The following is a 15,458-nucleotide window of genomic DNA, read 5'->3' as shown; positions in this document are numbered from 1 at the left end:
AGTCCTCGGCGGAGCAACCCCACGTGAGATACTCCAGCAAATATTCAATCGTGGCGCATTAACCGCTTGATCCCGCCCAGCGCCCCCACGGGTGGCAAGTTTGCGTATTCCTATCTTAGAAGTTTTACGACGCAGATACCCACCGCACTATCCGGTCGGACGGTAGAACCCCTTAAACGGCATGCCGATGTTGGTCGTACGCACGGGGTTTACCTGCACCGGATCGCCCGCTTCGACCATCTTTCCGTCACCGATAACCATGGCGACATGGCCGTCCCACACTGCAAGATCGCCAGGTAGCAGTTCATCCTGTCTCACCTGTCTGCCGACGGCCTGTGCTTCTGCCGTGCGGGGAATATCAACACCAGCTTGCCCGTAGGCCCAGTGCGTTAAGCCTGAACAATCGAGCGCCTGCCCCGGAGTATTTCCGCCCCAACCATAGGGCGTTCCGACGGCACTGAGTGCAGCCTTCACCGCAGCTTGGGCCTCTGGTGTGGGCGCGCCGGCTCCAGCATCCGCAGGTACCGGCGCGCTGCCCGAATCGGACGACGCCTCCGAACCATCTGCAGCGTCGGTAGCGCTAGCCGGTCCTGGGGTGTTCGTCGACGTAGAAGCGAGGGCGGCTTGAGTGGTACCTGGGGACTCCAACTGTGCCGAGTGAGGTGGGGTAGGGGTGTCTACCGCGGTACTCGCTTGCTGTATCAGCGACTGCACCAGAGGTCGCAGTTCTTGCTCTAGTTTCATGAGCCGCGCAATGGCCTGGGAGATCGCGGAACTGGCCGCTGAGGCTAGGCTGGCGCCGGTCGCGGCGAGACCAGCGGGCCCCGCAGCTGTCGCAGTCAACGAGCCCATGGCGGAAGTGACAAAATCCATGGCAATCCGGGCCAAATCAGTGGCCGCTGACATTACTGCGGCCAGCCCCTTGGCAATGTCACTGTCAATGGTTCCGGCGCGAGTTTCCAAGTCGGCTGCCGCATTTGCAGCCCGTTTGAGACTTGTTCCCGCGGCCCCTGCTCCGGAACCAGCGCCATCGCCCCAGTTGCGGTCAACGGAATCTGCCACTGAGCGCCAGGCGGTACTCGCGGCGGGTATTGCGGCCCCTGCAAGTCCTGCCAGTGCGGGTGCGATGGCAGGACTTAGCTGTTGTGCAATCGCGGTGGGGACCTCCGTAAGTAGATTGGTGGGAAGCATCATGCACCGCCCATTCCGCGAGTTGCAACGGCTCCCATTTTCGGTGAGATGGACTGCAGCGCATATGCGCCGGCATCTTCAGCAGTGGACACCGCAGAGACAAGAGCGTTCAGTGCACGAGCAGCGCTGGTGCCGTACTCATTCAGCTCAGCTACATGCTCGTGTTGGTGCTGTAGAGCAGTGGCTGCAGCGTGACAGAAGGGCCCAGCAAACGGGACGTCGCCAAGCGAGAGCAGTGCGCTGATACCCAAGTCAGCGCCGCTGACCTGCTGCGACAACGCGTCAAGGCGCGTGGCATCGGCAGAAATAAGCTCTGGCACCAGCGTAAAGACTGAGTCATTCCCGCTAGTGGCCGGAGAGAGAAACGATTGGCTGTGGGAACTGTGTGGTGATGGACGGGACAATGTTGACGGCCTCTCTAGGAAATTCGCGTGTGGTTCAACACTCAGTGCTGTGGCTGAACGGCTAGCGGGGTTCGGACGGCGGCTGAGCGGCAAGTGGTTTGGTAGTAAGCGGGCTTACGCAAATGGGGCGCAGTAAAAAGCCCTCGTATTGTTAGGCGCGAAAAAGGCCGATTCGGTTCCATATTTTTTTGGGGAACGCGTTTTCAGAAATTTGCTTTTGCCGGCACCAGAGCAGCAAAAGCAAAGCAATGTATTTTGGAAGGCATGGAGATTACCGTTGTCAACCATCCCTTGGCACAGTCACGTTTGACCATTCTGCGCGACGCGCGCACTGATAATGCGGGCTTCCGTGCGGCACTCGCCGATCTGGGCGCAATGCTGATTTACGAGGCAAGCCGGGAGCTGCCCGTCGATAACTTCGATGTTCAGACCCCAATCACCACCGCGCCAGGTTACCGTCTGCAGGATCCGCCGATTATTGTTCCCGTCATTCGTGCGGGGCTTGGCATGATCGATCCGTCGCTGTCGATGATTCCGGATGCGCAGGTGGGCTTTATCGGCTTGGCTCGTAATGAGGAAACCCATGAGCCGGTGCCGTACCTCGAGGCGCTGCCGGAGGATCTGTCCGGGCGCACTGTCTTCCTGGTCGACCCAATGCTGGCAACCGGCGGTTCACTGCTACATGCCCTGAAGCTGTTGGTGGATCGCGGCGCGGACAACATCACGGCCGTGTGCATCATTTCCGCACAGCAGGGTGTCGATGCCTTGAAGGAGTCCGGTCTCCCGGTGCGTCTTGTCACTACTGTGGTGGACCCGGATCTTAACGAGGATGCCTACATCGTGCCGGGGCTGGGAGATGCGGGCGACCGCCTCTACGGTCCCCGCAACATTGATCTTTAAGTTGATCTCTTAGGCAGTGCCCCAGGCTTCTGCGGCGTATTTTTTGACGACCTCGTTGTCTTTGGTCACAAGAACTCCGTCGGGGGACATCTGGTACTTGTACGAGCCGTTTTGTGCAACAACGCGGTCGCCCTCATCGACGATGATGTCCATCGATCCGGACCCCTGTGGTGTATCGGAGCGGTAGTACTTCTCGCCGGAGCGCGTCTCACAAGCAGCAGCCTTAATTCCCTGTTCAGCGGCGATAACAGCAAAGGCGCGGTCACCGTTGTCGCAGCGTGCGGAGCTGCCCACGAAGCCCAGGCCGTCCAGGTCGGAGCGTCCAGTGCCGAAGTCTTGTCCCTCCGGAGCTGATGTCGGCTCGGAGCTCGTCGTCGTGGATGACGAAGACGTGGTGCTTGGCGTCGACGACGAGGACGATGTCGACGTGCTTGACGTGCTTGACGTGCTTGACGACGTCTCGGAGGACTTCGACGTAGTTGTCGTCGTGGTGGTCGTCTTGCTTGTAGAAGTCGAACTCGTCGAGGACGGCGGTGTCGAACTGGATGACGTCGGCTGCGAGGAGGAGGGAACCTCCGGGCGCTGGGGCTCATCACTATTGTTCAGCGACAGGCCAATGGCGATGCCGATGACGACCACGAGTGCGGTGGCCACGATGATGATGGGGATGCTGAGAGACTTAGGTGTGCCATTGCCGGACATGCCTATTATCATCGCAGACTTCCTCAAAATGTGAAACATCTGATAATTGAAGAGGCTAAAGTTAAAGAAGTGGCTCCTGGTCATGTGTACGTCTGGCGCTGATATTCAAACGCTTGCCGGCCACTGCTGTCGCTGGCGCAGTCGTCGGTAGGCCTCTTGTTACGTCCTGCCGGTGGAGCGCTTACACTGGAGAGTTGTGATTGAGGAGTTTATTAAGCACTGGTGGGCCGAGCACGCGAACGAGATTCTTGAGTGGCGGCGGCATCTTCATGCGCACCCAGAGCTATCTCACATGGAGCACGCCACCACGGCTTTTGTGGAGGAGAAGCTGCGTGCTGCAGGGCTGAAACCAGTGCTATTTCCCAACACCGGCCTGATGGTCGACATTGGTGAAGATGAACTCGCCGGTAGTGACGCCGGAGGTGAACTCCCAGGGCGTCTCGCTTTCCGTGGTGACATAGACGCGCTTCCAATTACTGAGACCACGGGGCTGGAGTTTGCCAGCACCAACGATGGCGTCATGCATGCCTGCGGGCATGATTTTCACACCGCGATTACGCTCGCGACGGCATTGGCCATGGCTGAGTACCACGAGAAGCACACGTTGCCTACTCCGCTGCGTTTCATTTTCCAACCGGCAGAGGAAGTCATGGTTGGCGGTGCGCCCGAAGTTATCGCTGCTGGTGCGCTCAATGGTGTTGAACGTATTTTTGCTGTCCACTGTGAGCCGAAGTTACGTGTCGGTCACGTTGGCGTTCGAACAGGTGCCATCACCTCTGCAGCCGACACCCTGGAGATTCAGGTGCATGGTCCGGGCGGGCATACCTCTCGTCCGCAGATGACGGCCGATGTTGTCTATGCGCTGGGTAAATTGATTGTAGATTTGCCGGGCTTGCTGTCGCGACGCGTCGATCCTCGTACGGGCACCGTGCTGACGTTCGGCTCCGTTCACTCCGGGTACGCGCACAACGCGATTCCGTCGGAAGGCAGCGTCAGTGGCACCCTGCGCACCGCGGACATCAAGACCTGGCGCGACATCGATCCACTGGTGCGCGAACTGATTGAACAGGTCCTCGCTCCGACCGGCGCCGATTGCACCATCAACTACGAGCGTGGCGTGCCGCCTGTGCTTAACGACGAATACTGCACCGCCCTGATTGCGGAAGCGGTGCGACGAGTGGACGAGAATGCTGTCATTCAGGCCCCACAGTCGTCCGGCGGCGAGGACTTCGGTTGGTACCTCGAGCACGTCCCGGGTGCGATGGCTCGTCTGGGCTGCTGGTCCGGTCGTGGAGACAAGCACGATTTGCACCGAGATGATCTAATCGTGGACGAGCGTTGCCTGGGCGTTGGTGTGAAACTCTTCGCTGGCATTGTCGCGCGCTATGAGGATGGCGCGCCGTCAACCATGACTGTCCGTTAGACTATTGGGGCAAAGCGGGGAAAATGCCTCCCGCGGTAGTTACATTGTGATATCCACGGCAACTTTGGAGGATTTGTGACACAGAGGATCGTAATCATTGGCGGCGGCCCAGCCGGCTACGAAGCAGCGCTGGTTGGCGCCAAGTACGGTGCTGAAGTCACTGTGGTTGAGGATGCCGGGATGGGCGGTTCTTCCGTCCTGTGGGATTGCGTTCCCTCTAAGGCCTTCATCGCGGCGACGGGCGTTCGTACTGATATGCGCCGTGCGGACGAGATGGGTCTTCGCCCGGACTTCTCCCAGCGTAAAATCGACTTCACTGCGGTCAACGAGCGCGTTAAGCGCCTGGCGCAGCAGCAGTCTGACGATGTTCGCGCACAGATGGAGCGCGAGGGCATCAAGATGCTGCAGGGCCGCGGTCGTCTCGATGACCACGACCCGGGCCGTGTAACTCACTACGTCACCGTCGACTTGCTCGAGGGCGGCGAGGTCACTCTTGAAGCCGACCTGGTGCTGGTCAGCACCGGTGCGTCCCCGCGCATTCTGCCGGGTGCGATTCCTGATGGTGACCGTATTCTGACCTGGCGTCAGGTCTACGAACTGGAGGAGCTGCCGGAGCACCTCATTGTGGTCGGTTCCGGTGTGACTGGCGCTGAGTTCGTATCCTCGTTCACCGAGCTGGGCGTGAAGGTCACCATGGTCGCGTCGCGTGATCGCATCCTGCCGCACGAGGATGCCGACGCTGCAGATGCCCTGGAGGAGGTCCTGCTGGAGCGCGGTGTGGACGTTGTTAAGAACGCCCGCTGTGATCTTGTCGAACGCACGGAGGATGGCGGCGTTCGCGTCGTCACTTCCGACGGCCGTGAGGTCTTCGGTTCCCACGCGTTGATGACCGTCGGCTCGATTCCGAACACCGCGGATATGGGGCTGGAAGCCAGTGGCGTAAAACTGACCCCGTCTGGCCATATTCACGTTGACCGTGTTTCCCGTACCAACGTGCCGGGTATCTACGCTGCCGGTGACTGCACTGACTTGTTCCCGCTGGCTTCCGTTGCAGCTATGCAGGGCCGTATTGCGATGTACCACGCCCTCGGTGAAGGCGTATCTCCGATTCGCCTGCGCACTGTTTCATCGGCAGTGTTCACCCGCCCGGAGATTGCGACTGTCGGTGTTTCCCAGGCTCAGATTGAGTCCGGTGAGGTCTCCGCTCGCGTTGAGGTTTTCCCACTGGCAGGTAACCCGCGTGCGAAGATGCGCTCGCTGCGCCACGGTTTTGTCAAGCTGTTCTGCCGTAAGAACTCCGGCATGATTATCGGTGGTGTGGTGGTCGCTCCGACCGCCTCGGAGCTGATTCTGCCAATTGCGGTGTGTGTTTCCAACCAGCTCACCGTCGATGACCTGGCGAGTTCCTTCTCTGTCTACCCGTCACTGTCTGGCTCGATTACTGAGGCTGCTCGTCAGCTGATGGCACACGACGATCTGGACTAATGCTGGTATCGTGACTGGCAGCATGACCGGTCGTATTCATACATAAAAAGCCGAACCCCGGAAGTGGGGCTCGGCTTTTTAATTACTTAGCTTGTTAATTACTTGCCGGAAAGCTCAGCGTACTTAGCGGTGACTTCCTCAACCGACGGATTCGTGGCGTGCACGCCATCGGAGTACAGCACAGTCGGAACAACGCGGTTGCCATCATTGACGGACTCAACCCACTTCGAAAGGTCGTCGTGTTTTTCGACATCCCAGGCCTCAAACGGAGTGCCGTTTTCCTTCAGGCCAGCAATAAGGTTCTGGCAGAAAGGGCACCAGGACGCAGCGTAAATGGTCACGTGTTCGGTGGTCTGTGGAGTCTTCACATCAGTCATACTTAGGTCAACGCGCGGACCACGGCCGATATTCCATTGAGCAATACTTCCGCCGGGCAGTAATCCCGCCTCAGAGCCTTGCTGGACAGGCTTCCAAGCGCTAATCCTCTAGCCGCCGCCACGTGCACCAGCGGTAGCGTAGGCCGGTCGTTGACGTCTGCCACGGACCATCCTCGACGCGAACCCAGTCGTAGAGGTCGGGAGCCATGACCGGTACCGGGACGCTGACATCAGTATCAATGTCGGTGACCACGCATTCGTCGGCAAGCGAAAGTGCGTCACGATAGACGCGCCCACCTCCGATAATCCAAGCCGCGGGCGCGTCGGCGACGGCTGCGAGCGCGGCTTCGAGGCTGGTTGCGGACTCGGCGCCGGGGAAATCGGACACGGAGCGTGAAAGGACGATGTTTCGACGACCGGGGAGTGGTCGGAACTTGGGATTCAGCGAGTCCCATGTGCGACGCCCCATGATGACCGGTGCGCCCATCGTTGTTGTTTTGAAATGCTGAAGATCTTCAGGCAGATGCCAGGGCGTAGTCGCGCCGTCGCCGATAATGCCGGCTCGAGACTGCGCCCAAATCATCCCTACAAATGGGGGCCTTGCGCTGGTGGAAGCGGTGGACTCGTTCATGTTGACACTCACCTTTCGCTGACTTAGACAGCCACCTGACCGCGAATCAGAGGATGCGGGTCGTAGCCGATGACCTCAATGTCCTCGTAAGTGTAGTCGAAAATGCTGTCGGCCTTCTGAAGCTTCAGCGTGGGGTAGGGGCGTGGCTCACGGGAGACCTGCAGTTCGCACTGTTCAATGTGGTTGTCGTAGATGTGGCAATCGCCACCGGTCCAGATGAACTCACCAACGTCCAAGCCCGCCTGCTGCGCCATCATGTGCGTCAACAGTGCATAGGAAGCGATGTTAAATGGCACGCCCAGGAACATGTCCGCGCTGCGCTGGTAGAGCTGGCAGCTGAGCTTGCCATCTGCGACGTAGAACTGGAACAGCAGATGGCATGGCGGCAGCGCCATATTGGAAATCTCGGAGACATTCCATGCGCTGACGATGTTGCGGCGGCTATCCGGGTTGGACTTCAAAGTCTCCAGCGCCTGTGCAATCTGGTCGATGTGGTGCCCATCCGGAGTGGGCCAGGAGCGCCACTGCACGCCATAGACCGGGCCGAGGTCGCCGTTGTTGTCTGCCCACTCATCCCAAATAGTCACTCCGCGGTCCTGGAGCCACCGGACGTTCGAATCGCCGCGGAGGAACCACAGCAGCTCGTACACGATGGACTTCAGGTGCACCTTCTTAGTGGTGATCAGTGGGAAGCCCTCGTTCAGATCAAAGCGCAGCTGGCGGCCGAACACTGAGCGAGTGCCCGTGCCAGTGCGGTCTGATTTAGCTGCTCCGTCAGCGAGAATTTCGCGCAGCAAATCCTCGTACGGAGTCTGAATGCCCTGATGAGCCTGTGTTGTGATGTCAGTGGAGTCGGTCATAGCCGCCCTAGCTTACCTACTTCTGCTCTTGATTCTTGAATTCCTTCACCGCTGCCAGAATCTCCTCCGACAGGTCCGGTCGGCAGAACAGCATATCCGGCAGGAAAGTATCGACATTATTGTAGGTCGGCGCGGAGCCGTCTAGGCGGCTGACATGCAAACCGGCGGACTTAGCGACACCAACCGGCGCTGCCGAATCCCACTCGTACTGACCACCGTCGTGGATGTAGGCGTCGTAGTCACCGAGCAGTACGTGCATTGCCTTCGCACCAGCGGAGCCCATCTCTACCAGCTCCATGCCCAGCTTGTCAGCGACGTACTTTGCCACAGCCGGTGGGCGAGTACGCGATACGACAATCTTGCCCGCACGCGGCCCCTGGACAGCCTTGGCCTCACCCGTGTGGAAAACCTGGCCGTGATCCGGCAGACCAACAGCAGCGTGGGTCGGCTGACCGTCCTCTACCAGAGCGACATGAACTGCCCAGTCCTGGCGGCCCGAAGCGAACTCACGCGTGCCATCGAGTGGGTCAATAATCCACACCCGCTTTGAGTCCAGGCGCTCACGGTTATCCGCGGCTTCCTCCGACAGCAGTCCGTCGTCCGGACGGTGCTGCTCCAGTACGCGGGCAATCCACTCCTGTGCCAGTGCGTCGCCGGCATCTCCCAGAATGCGGCCACGCAGCAGGCCTACGTTGCGGACACCCTTGAGAATTTCACTGGCGCCCACGGCAAGTCGATAGGCAAGAACATCATCTTCAATGTAGGCAGACATGACTTAGATACTATTAGCTTTTTCCCGACCCCGCTTTACGACGGGATGCCGCGCCCCATCCTCACCGCAACCGAGTGGCCATACAAATAACAAAAGTCCGCCCGCAGCGAGAATCAGTTCAAGCCGAGGGCGGACTGTTAGTTATCTAGGCCAGTTGGCCAGAAGACGTTAGCGCTTGTCGCGGTACCAGGTCAGCAGCGCATCGGTGGAGGCATCGCCCGAATCCGGTGCAACTTCACCGGTAACAGCAGGCAGTAGGTCGCCAGCCTGCTGCTTGCCCAGCTCGACGCCCCACTGGTCGAAGGAGTTCAGGCCCCAAACAATGCCCTCGACGAAGGTGATGTGCTCGTAGAGTGCAATCAGCGCACCGACAGCGTCCGGGGTCAGTTCCTCGGCCATGATGGTCGTGGTCGGACGGTTACCTGGCATGACCTTGTGCTCTACGAGTTCCTCGGCAACGCCCTCTGCGCGAATTTCTTCTGCGGTCTTACCGAAGGCCAGCACCTTGGTCTGTGCGAAGAAGTTACTCATCAGTAGGTCGTGCATAGAACCTTCGCCGGAAGCCGTCGGCAGATCCTGGCGTGGACGGGCAAAGCCGATGAAGTCAGCCGGAACTAGGCGAGTTCCCTGGTGAAGGAGCTGGAAGAAAGCGTGCTGGCCGTTCGTTCCCGGCTCACCCCAGAAGATTTCTCCGGTGTTGTAGTCCACCCTCTTGCCGTCGGTACGCACGGACTTACCGTTCGATTCCATGGTGAGCTGCTGAAGGTACGCCGGGAAGCGAGAGAGATCTTCAGAGTAGGGCAGCACGGCATGCGACTGAGCGTCGAGGAAGTTTGAGTACCAGACATTCAGCATGCCCATCAGTACCGGCACGTTCTGCTCCAGCGGAGCGTTGAGGAAGTGCTCATCCATTGCGCGGAAGCCCTGCAGGAAGCGCATGAAGTCCATCGGACCAACGACGGCCATGATGGACAGGCCGATGGCGGAGTCGACGGAGTAGCGGCCGCCGACCCAGTCCCAGAAGCCAAACATGTTCTCAGTGTCGATGCCGAATTCGGCGACCTTTTCGGCATTCGTGGAAACGGCGACGAAGTGCTTGGCGACGGCATCTTCGCTACCCAGCTGCTGGATAAGCCAGCGGCGAGCTGCGTGAGCGTTGGAGAGCGTCTCCTGCGTGGTGAAGGTCTTGGAAGCGACGATAAACAGCGTGGACTCCGGATCGACCTCATCCAGAACCGCATGTAGATCAGATGGGTCAACGTTAGAGACAAAGCGGGCATCAATGCCGGCAGTGGCGTAGGTGCGCAGCGCCTTGGTCACCATTGCCGGGCCCAAGTCGGAGCCACCGATGCCGATGTTGACCACAGTCTTAATAGTGTGACCCGTGTATCCCAGCCAGTCTCCACTGCGGAGGCTGCGAGCGAAATCGCGCATGCGGCCGAGCACCTCATGCACGTCGGCAGCGACATCCTGGTCGCCGACGGTCAAATTTTCCTCTGCTGGCAGGCGCAGCGCTGTGTGCAGCACGGAGCGGTTTTCAGTGGTGTTGATCTTGTCACCGCGGAACATCTTTTCGCGTGCTTCCTCGATACCAGCGGCGCGAGCAAGTTCAACCAGCTCGGCAAAACCGTCGAGGCACATCAAGTTCTTGGAAAGGTCAACGTGGAGAGTGCCTGCATCGAAAGTCAGCTTCTCAGTGCGGCCATCTTCATTGGCGAAAAGCTCACGCAGCGAGGTGGCGCGAACATTGTCCACGCGCTTAGCCAGCTGAGCCCACTGTTCGGTTGCGGTGATATCTACAGTCATTCCTGCTCCCAGGTGAGTTTTGACGAAATGCACTTTATACCTCCCCAGACTAGTTGCGTTTTGGCGCTCTCGCCGGGCGACAGTATTCGATCAGGCGTGACCACAATCTGCTGGCAGCTCGATTCCGCGGTGCCTTTGCTCCGCCTATGCGCCGACCATCCGTCGACTATCCGCCACCTACGAGTCCCTAGCCCGCTTCAGCAAAGGCACCTACCCTGGAAAATATGACTGATTTCACCCCTGATTACGACAACATCCTTAAAGATGTCCCCACAGGCCTTCTCCTCGGCGGCGAGTTCCGTCCCGCATCGAATGGTGAGACCTTCGATGTCGTTAACCCCGCGACAGATAAGCCGCTGGTCCAGGTCGCTTCCGCCACAGAGGAGGACGCGAAGCGGGCGCTTGACGACGCCGTCGCCGCCCAGAAGGAGTGGAAGGCAACCCCGCCCCGCAAGCGCAGCGAGATTCTTTACCGCGCATTTGAACTCATCCGTCGGGATGCAGATAAGTTGGCCCAGCTGCAGTCCCTGGAGATGGGCCGTGCGCTGCCGGATTCCAAGGCCGAGGTCGGCTACGGTGGCGAGTTTTTCCGTTGGTTCGCTGAGGAGGCTGTGCGTATCTCCGGCGATTACCGAATTTCTCCGAGCGGAACCTCGCGCGTCGCGGTGATTAAGCAGCCGGTCGGCCCGGTTTTGGCTATTACGCCGTGGAATTTCCCGCTGGCTATGGGGGCCCGCAAGATCGCCCCGGCACTCGCCGCCGGCTGCCCGGTCATTATTAAGCCCGCGTCCAAAACTCCGCTGACCATGCTCTACCTGGGCAAACTGCTTATCGAGGCCGGTGTCCCCGCAGGCGTGATCTCCGTGCTGCCAACAGGACACTCAGCCAACGTTTCGGCCCTGCTTTCCGATGACCGCCTGCGCAAGTTCACCTTCACCGGTTCCACCGAAGTTGGCCAGATGCTCGCTGCGAAGGCCGCGGAGACCTCGATGAAAGTCTCCCTTGAACTCGGCGGAAATGCTCCGTTTGTCATTCTCTCTGATGGCGATGTCGAAAAGGCTGTGCAGGCAGTCAGTGACGCCAAGCTCCGCAATGGCGGCCAGGTGTGCATCGCCCCGAATCGCTTTATTGTTCATGAAGCCAAGAAGGATGCGTTCGTCGAGGGCGTCGTCAAGCGTTTTGCGGAATTGAAGTTGGGCGAGGGCACCGACCCTGCGACGGACCTTGGGCCACTCGCGCTGCGCGATCAGCAGGAAAAGGTTCGTGATCTGGTTGATGATGCGATCAAGCGCGGTGCGAAGGTCAAGTGCGGCGGCAAGATTCCAGATCTCGGCGGCGCGCTTTCCGACGGCTACTTCTTCGAGCCCACAGTTCTGACAGATGTGCCCGAGGATGCGGATATTGTCTGCGAAGAGATTTTCGGTCCAGTGGTTGCGGTGACGACCTTCACGGACGACGACCGTGCGATTGAGCAGGCAAATGACACCATCTTTGGCCTGGCTGCGTATGTGTTCAGTGAAAATCTGACCAAGGCGCTTAGTGCGGCAGAGGCGTTGGAGTCCGGCATGGTTGCGGTCAATAAGGGATCGCTGTCGGACCCGTCGGCGCCGTTCGGTGGTGTCAAGCAGTCCGGCCTTGGACGCGAGGGTGGCTTCACCGGTATCGATGAGTTCCTAGAGGAAAAGCTGATTTCCCTGGAAGGCTAGACGGGCGAGTAGCTGGCGAGGGTTAGCCCAGGCGACCGCGTCCCATGCGCAGCAGCGCCGACGCGATTGCCGGGCCCTCTGGGCCAAGTGCGTCGCGGAACTCGTTGATGATCTGCACCTCTCGGCCGTGCACGAGACGTGTGCCGCCAGATCCCAGGCGGGTTTTGCCGACGGCCTTACTGATTGCGGTGCGGCGTTGAATGGCATCGATAATCAGCCCGTCAAGGCGGTTGATTTCCTTGCGGTACTGTTCGATCTCCGCGGAGCTCAACGGGTCATCGGTGCCGGTGGGGGTGCGGACTTCAAAAGGGGATACTGCCGCAGCTTGCTGGCTGTGCTCAGCGCCGTCGGTGTTATCGGTGTGTGCGGCGGGAGTGTCCGCAGGGTTTTCGCTCATAGTTCTTATTGTGCCAAAGGATTCGAACAGTCCAATCCGGGGGCTCGGCTACTGTAGTAGCCATCATGGGAAATGAAACTGGAATGCTGTTCGGGTCCTTCAATGCTGACGATGGCCGCAGTGGCGATAGCCATGCTGGTTCGAACCACGGTGAGTCGGGCGGTGCTACGCCTGGCCGCGGTGGTTTCGGCCACTTCGCCGGCGCTGGTAGCAATAGCGCGCCGAGTGGCGCTGCCAGCTTTGGCGGCGGTTTTGGCGGCGGCTTCGAGCCCAGTTTTGATTCAGAGTCGCTGCTAGAGGGGCTTAATCCGCAGCAGCGCCAAGCAGTGGAGCACATTGGTTCACCACTGTTGATTGTGGCTGGAGCTGGTTCGGGAAAGACGTCTGTGCTGACGCGCAGGATTGCATACCTAATCGGTGCGCGTGGAGTGCTGCCAAGCCAAATTTTGGCTATTACCTTTACCAATAAGGCCGCTGCCGAGATGCGCGAGCGTGTGGCCGGTCTGGTCGGTGACCAGGCGCAGCGTATGTGGGTGTCCACGTTCCACTCCATGTGTGTGCGCATCCTGCGCATGCAGCATGCGCTAGTACCGGGGCTTAATTCCAATTTCTCTATTTATGATTCGGACGACTCCCGGCGTTTGCTGTCCATGATTGCTAAGGACATGGACCTGGATGCCAAGAAGTTCACCGGCCGCGTGCTCTCGTCGCGTATCTCCAATCTCAAGAATGAGTTGATTGACCCGGAGAAGGCCATCGCGGATGCCTCGACGACGCGCAATCCTTTTGATGACGTCGTTGCACGGGTTTACCTGGAGTACCAGACCAGGCTGCGGGCGGCTAATGCCGTGGATTTTGACGATCTAATCGGTGAGGTCGTTCGGATCTTCACCAGTCACCCGCAGGTTGCAGAGTATTACCGTCGCCGCTTCCGGCATGTGTTGGTGGACGAGTACCAGGACACCAACCATGCGCAGTATGTTTTGGTCTCGACGCTCGTCGGCAAGCCCGGTGGAGATGTGCCTCCGAGTGAGCTGTGTGTGGTGGGCGATTCGGACCAGTCCATTTATGCCTTCCGTGGTGCGACTATTCGCAATATTGAGGAGTTTGAGAAGGACTATCCGGAGGCCACGTCGATTCTGCTGGAGCAAAACTATCGCTCGACGCAGACGATTCTGTCGGCGGCCAATGCGTTGATTGCGCGCAATGAGAATCGCCGGGAGAAGAAGCTGTGGACCGATCTCGGTGAGGGCGGCAAGATCAAGGGCTACGTAGCGGACAATGAGCACGATGAGGCTCGGTTTATCGCTAACGAGATTGAGCAATTGGTCGACTACGGGCCGTACTCGTATTCAGATGTGGCGATTTTCTACCGCACCAATAATTCCTCCCGTGCGCTAGAGGATGTCTTCATTCGTATGGGCGTTCCGTACACGGTGGTTGGTGGCACCAGGTTCTATGAGCGTAAGGAAGTACGCGATATTGTCGCCTACCTGCGCGTTATTGAGAACTTCGACGATGATGTTTCGCTGCGTCGCATTATCAATACGCCGCGCCGCGGAATCGGTGACCGTGCGGTGGCTCATGTGTCGCTCTATGCCGAGGACAAGAGGTGCTCGTTCGGCACGGCGCTACGTGCCGTAGCGGAGGGTAAGGTTCCGGCGGTGGCGGCGCGGAGTCGAAACGCGATGGCGGCGTTCGTCGAGATGATTGATGGCTTGGCGGCGGATATGGCATCCGGTGAACTGGCCGATATCGGTGATTTGGTCAACGCGATTATTGATCGCAGTGGGTACAAGTCGGAGCTCGAGCGCTCCAATGATCCGCAAGATGCCACGCGCCTGGACAACCTCAATGAGCTCGTCAGCGTTGCGCGGGAGTTCTCTGCAGAGGCGCGGATGATGTCGTCGGTGGATATTAGCGCTGATGTAAATGAAGGCTCTGGCGCTGCAGCTGATGCTGAAAGCGGTGCTGATACTAGTGGCGAGTCCGAGGTGGAATCTGGAATCGCGAATGACCTCGCGCGTGATTTCGCGGCCGACTTCGACAACGATGGGGAAGCGGAACCGGGAAGTCTGCAGGCATTCCTCGAGCGAGTTTCTCTGGTGGCCGATGCGGATCAGATTCCGGATGATGACACCGGTGTAGTGACGTTGATGACGCTACATACGGCTAAGGGCCTGGAGTTTCCGGTGGTATTTCTCATTGGCTGGGAAGACGGACTGTTCCCGCACCTGCGCGCCCTGGGCGATCCGAAGGAGCTGGCTGAAGAGCGACGTCTGGCCTATGTGGGTATTACCCGAGCTCGCAAGCAGCTGTATCTCACGCGCGCTGTGACTCGGTCCTCGTGGGGTTCGCCGCAGAATAATCCGCCTTCACGTTTCCTGGGGGAAGTCCCAAGCGACCTGATCGATTGGCTGCGCGAGGCTCCGGCTCGCAGCTGGGGCGCCGGTTCTGGTGGTTTTGGTTCTGGTGGCTACGGCGCGGGCAGCGCGTTTGGTCGTGGCCATGGTGCCTCGTCGGGCTTCGGTTCCAGCTCGGGCTTCGGCTCTGGTGGATCCTCTAACTCTGGTGCGTCATCCCGAAAGAAGAATCAGGTCTTGCACCTAGAGCCCGGTGACAAGGTTGTTCACGACAAGTACGGCTTAGGCACTGTGCTTGAGGTCCAAGGGGCCGCGCCCCGGGCAACTGCGATGATTGACTTTGGATCCGCAGGTAAGGTCCGCATGATGCTTATCGGCGGCGTGCCCATGGAGAAGTTGTAAAAGAACAACCACCGCCCGACTGGCCGTCCCTACCCGCGG

The 15,458-nt window shown here is 59.3% G+C and carries 14 protein-coding genes; 5 read left to right on the top strand and 9 right to left on the bottom strand.

The features are described from left to right. Window positions 1-147: 147 nt before the first annotated feature. Window positions 148-1,191, bottom strand: coding sequence for a C40 family peptidase (locus QP981_RS06855; RefSeq protein WP_070603654.1), 1,044 nt, complete (start codon window positions 1,189-1,191; stop codon window positions 148-150). Further along, window positions 1,191-1,511 (bottom strand): hypothetical protein, encoded by a 321-nt coding sequence (locus QP981_RS06850; protein WP_016422151.1) that lies wholly within the window; start codon window positions 1,509-1,511, stop codon window positions 1,191-1,193. Before QP981_RS06850 ends, QP981_RS06855 begins: the two co-directional genes overlap by 1 nt. 348 nt (window positions 1,512-1,859) lie before the next feature. On the opposite strand from QP981_RS06850, the gene upp reads away from it, so the two are divergent. Next, window positions 1,860-2,495 (top strand): uracil phosphoribosyltransferase, encoded by a 636-nt coding sequence (gene upp, locus QP981_RS06845; RefSeq protein WP_005509916.1) that lies wholly within the window; start codon window positions 1,860-1,862, stop codon window positions 2,493-2,495. 9 nt (window positions 2,496-2,504) lie between these two features. On the opposite strand, the gene QP981_RS06840 is transcribed toward upp, so the two are convergent. Beyond that, a complete protein-coding gene (locus QP981_RS06840) occupies window positions 2,505-3,197 on the bottom strand; it encodes a hypothetical protein (RefSeq protein WP_141751987.1) in 693 nt (230 codons plus the stop codon). Window positions 3,198-3,393: 196 nt separating this feature from the next. On the opposite strand from QP981_RS06840, the gene QP981_RS06835 reads away from it, so the two are divergent. Together QP981_RS06835 and QP981_RS06830 are read left to right on the top strand one after the other, a co-directional pair. Then, window positions 3,394-4,620: a M20 family metallopeptidase gene (locus QP981_RS06835; protein ID WP_284857669.1), complete on the top strand. Its 1,227-nt coding sequence runs from the start codon at window positions 3,394-3,396 to the stop codon at window positions 4,618-4,620. Between the two features lie 75 nt (window positions 4,621-4,695). Continuing rightward, window positions 4,696-6,105: an NAD(P)H-quinone dehydrogenase gene (locus tag QP981_RS06830; protein WP_284857670.1), complete on the top strand. Its 1,410-nt coding sequence runs from the start codon at window positions 4,696-4,698 to the stop codon at window positions 6,103-6,105. A 98-nt stretch (window positions 6,106-6,203) separates the two neighbouring features. Here the strand turns inward: QP981_RS06830 and QP981_RS06825 are convergent, their stop codons facing one another. The 5 genes from QP981_RS06825 to pgi all read right to left on the bottom strand — a co-directional run bounded on the left by QP981_RS06825 (window position 6,204) and on the right by pgi (window position 10,551). After that, window positions 6,204-6,482 (bottom strand): mycoredoxin, encoded by a 279-nt coding sequence (locus tag QP981_RS06825; protein ID WP_088611943.1) that lies wholly within the window; start codon window positions 6,480-6,482, stop codon window positions 6,204-6,206. 100 nt (window positions 6,483-6,582) lie between these two features. Then, a complete protein-coding gene (locus tag QP981_RS06820; protein ID WP_284857671.1) occupies window positions 6,583-7,113 on the bottom strand; it encodes a dihydrofolate reductase in 531 nt (176 codons plus the stop codon). 23 nt (window positions 7,114-7,136) lie between these two features. Continuing rightward, a complete protein-coding gene (locus QP981_RS06815) occupies window positions 7,137-7,973 on the bottom strand; it encodes a thymidylate synthase (protein WP_284857672.1) in 837 nt (278 codons plus the stop codon). Window positions 7,974-7,989: 16 nt separating this feature from the next. Beyond that, window positions 7,990-8,745: a 3'(2'),5'-bisphosphate nucleotidase CysQ gene (locus tag QP981_RS06810; RefSeq protein WP_038627816.1), complete on the bottom strand. Its 756-nt coding sequence runs from the start codon at window positions 8,743-8,745 to the stop codon at window positions 7,990-7,992. A gap of 168 nt (window positions 8,746-8,913) precedes the next feature. Beyond that, complete coding sequence (gene pgi / locus QP981_RS06805) at window positions 8,914-10,551, bottom strand: glucose-6-phosphate isomerase (RefSeq protein WP_070545722.1); 1,638 nt, start codon at window positions 10,549-10,551, stop codon at window positions 8,914-8,916. 224 nt (window positions 10,552-10,775) lie between these two features. Here pgi and QP981_RS06800 point away from each other — a divergent pair, with 224 nt between their 5' ends. Next, window positions 10,776-12,257: an NAD-dependent succinate-semialdehyde dehydrogenase gene (locus QP981_RS06800; RefSeq protein WP_284857673.1), complete on the top strand. Its 1,482-nt coding sequence runs from the start codon at window positions 10,776-10,778 to the stop codon at window positions 12,255-12,257. 22 nt (window positions 12,258-12,279) lie between these two features. On the opposite strand, the gene QP981_RS06795 is transcribed toward QP981_RS06800, so the two are convergent. Next, window positions 12,280-12,654 (bottom strand): chorismate mutase, encoded by a 375-nt coding sequence (locus QP981_RS06795; RefSeq protein ID WP_005509925.1) that lies wholly within the window; start codon window positions 12,652-12,654, stop codon window positions 12,280-12,282. Between the two features lie 65 nt (window positions 12,655-12,719). Here QP981_RS06795 and QP981_RS06790 point away from each other — a divergent pair, with 65 nt between their 5' ends. Then, complete coding sequence (locus tag QP981_RS06790) at window positions 12,720-15,419, top strand: UvrD-helicase domain-containing protein (protein WP_284857674.1); 2,700 nt, start codon at window positions 12,720-12,722, stop codon at window positions 15,417-15,419. Window positions 15,420-15,458 lie beyond the last annotated feature (39 nt).

Origin of the sequence: Corynebacterium sp. MSK047 (genome assembly GCF_030232285.1) — a bacterium.
Taxonomy (GTDB): Bacteria; Actinomycetota; Actinomycetes; order Mycobacteriales; family Mycobacteriaceae; genus Corynebacterium; species Corynebacterium jeikeium_D.
The sequence above is the reverse complement of the archived record's forward strand: the minus strand, read 5'-3'. Positions and strand labels throughout refer to the sequence as shown.

What these genes read in the sequence shown, in the direction of transcription:
- pgi (WP_070545722.1), bottom strand. Translation starts at nt 10,551, where the DNA reads ATGACTGTAGATATCACCGCAACCGAACAGTGGGCTCAGCTGGCTAAG.
- QP981_RS06840 (WP_141751987.1), bottom strand. Translation starts at nt 3,197, where the DNA reads ATGTCCGGCAATGGCACACCTAAGTCTCTCAGCATCCCCATCATCATC.
- QP981_RS06795 (WP_005509925.1), bottom strand. Translation starts at nt 12,654, where the DNA reads ATGAGCGAAAACCCTGCGGACACTCCCGCCGCACACACCGATAACACC.
- upp (WP_005509916.1), top strand. Translation starts at nt 1,860, where the DNA reads ATGGAGATTACCGTTGTCAACCATCCCTTGGCACAGTCACGTTTGACC.
- QP981_RS06815 (WP_284857672.1), bottom strand. Translation starts at nt 7,973, where the DNA reads ATGACCGACTCCACTGACATCACAACACAGGCTCATCAGGGCATTCAG.
- QP981_RS06825 (WP_088611943.1), bottom strand. Translation starts at nt 6,482, where the DNA reads ATGACTGATGTGAAGACTCCACAGACCACCGAACACGTGACCATTTAC.
- QP981_RS06810 (WP_038627816.1), bottom strand. Translation starts at nt 8,745, where the DNA reads ATGTCTGCCTACATTGAAGATGATGTTCTTGCCTATCGACTTGCCGTG.
- QP981_RS06855 (WP_070603654.1), bottom strand. Translation starts at nt 1,191, where the DNA reads ATGCTTCCCACCAATCTACTTACGGAGGTCCCCACCGCGATTGCACAA.
- QP981_RS06800 (WP_284857673.1), top strand. Translation starts at nt 10,776, where the DNA reads ATGACTGATTTCACCCCTGATTACGACAACATCCTTAAAGATGTCCCC.
- QP981_RS06790 (WP_284857674.1), top strand. Translation starts at nt 12,720, where the DNA reads ATGGGAAATGAAACTGGAATGCTGTTCGGGTCCTTCAATGCTGACGAT.
- QP981_RS06820 (WP_284857671.1), bottom strand. Translation starts at nt 7,113, where the DNA reads ATGAACGAGTCCACCGCTTCCACCAGCGCAAGGCCCCCATTTGTAGGG.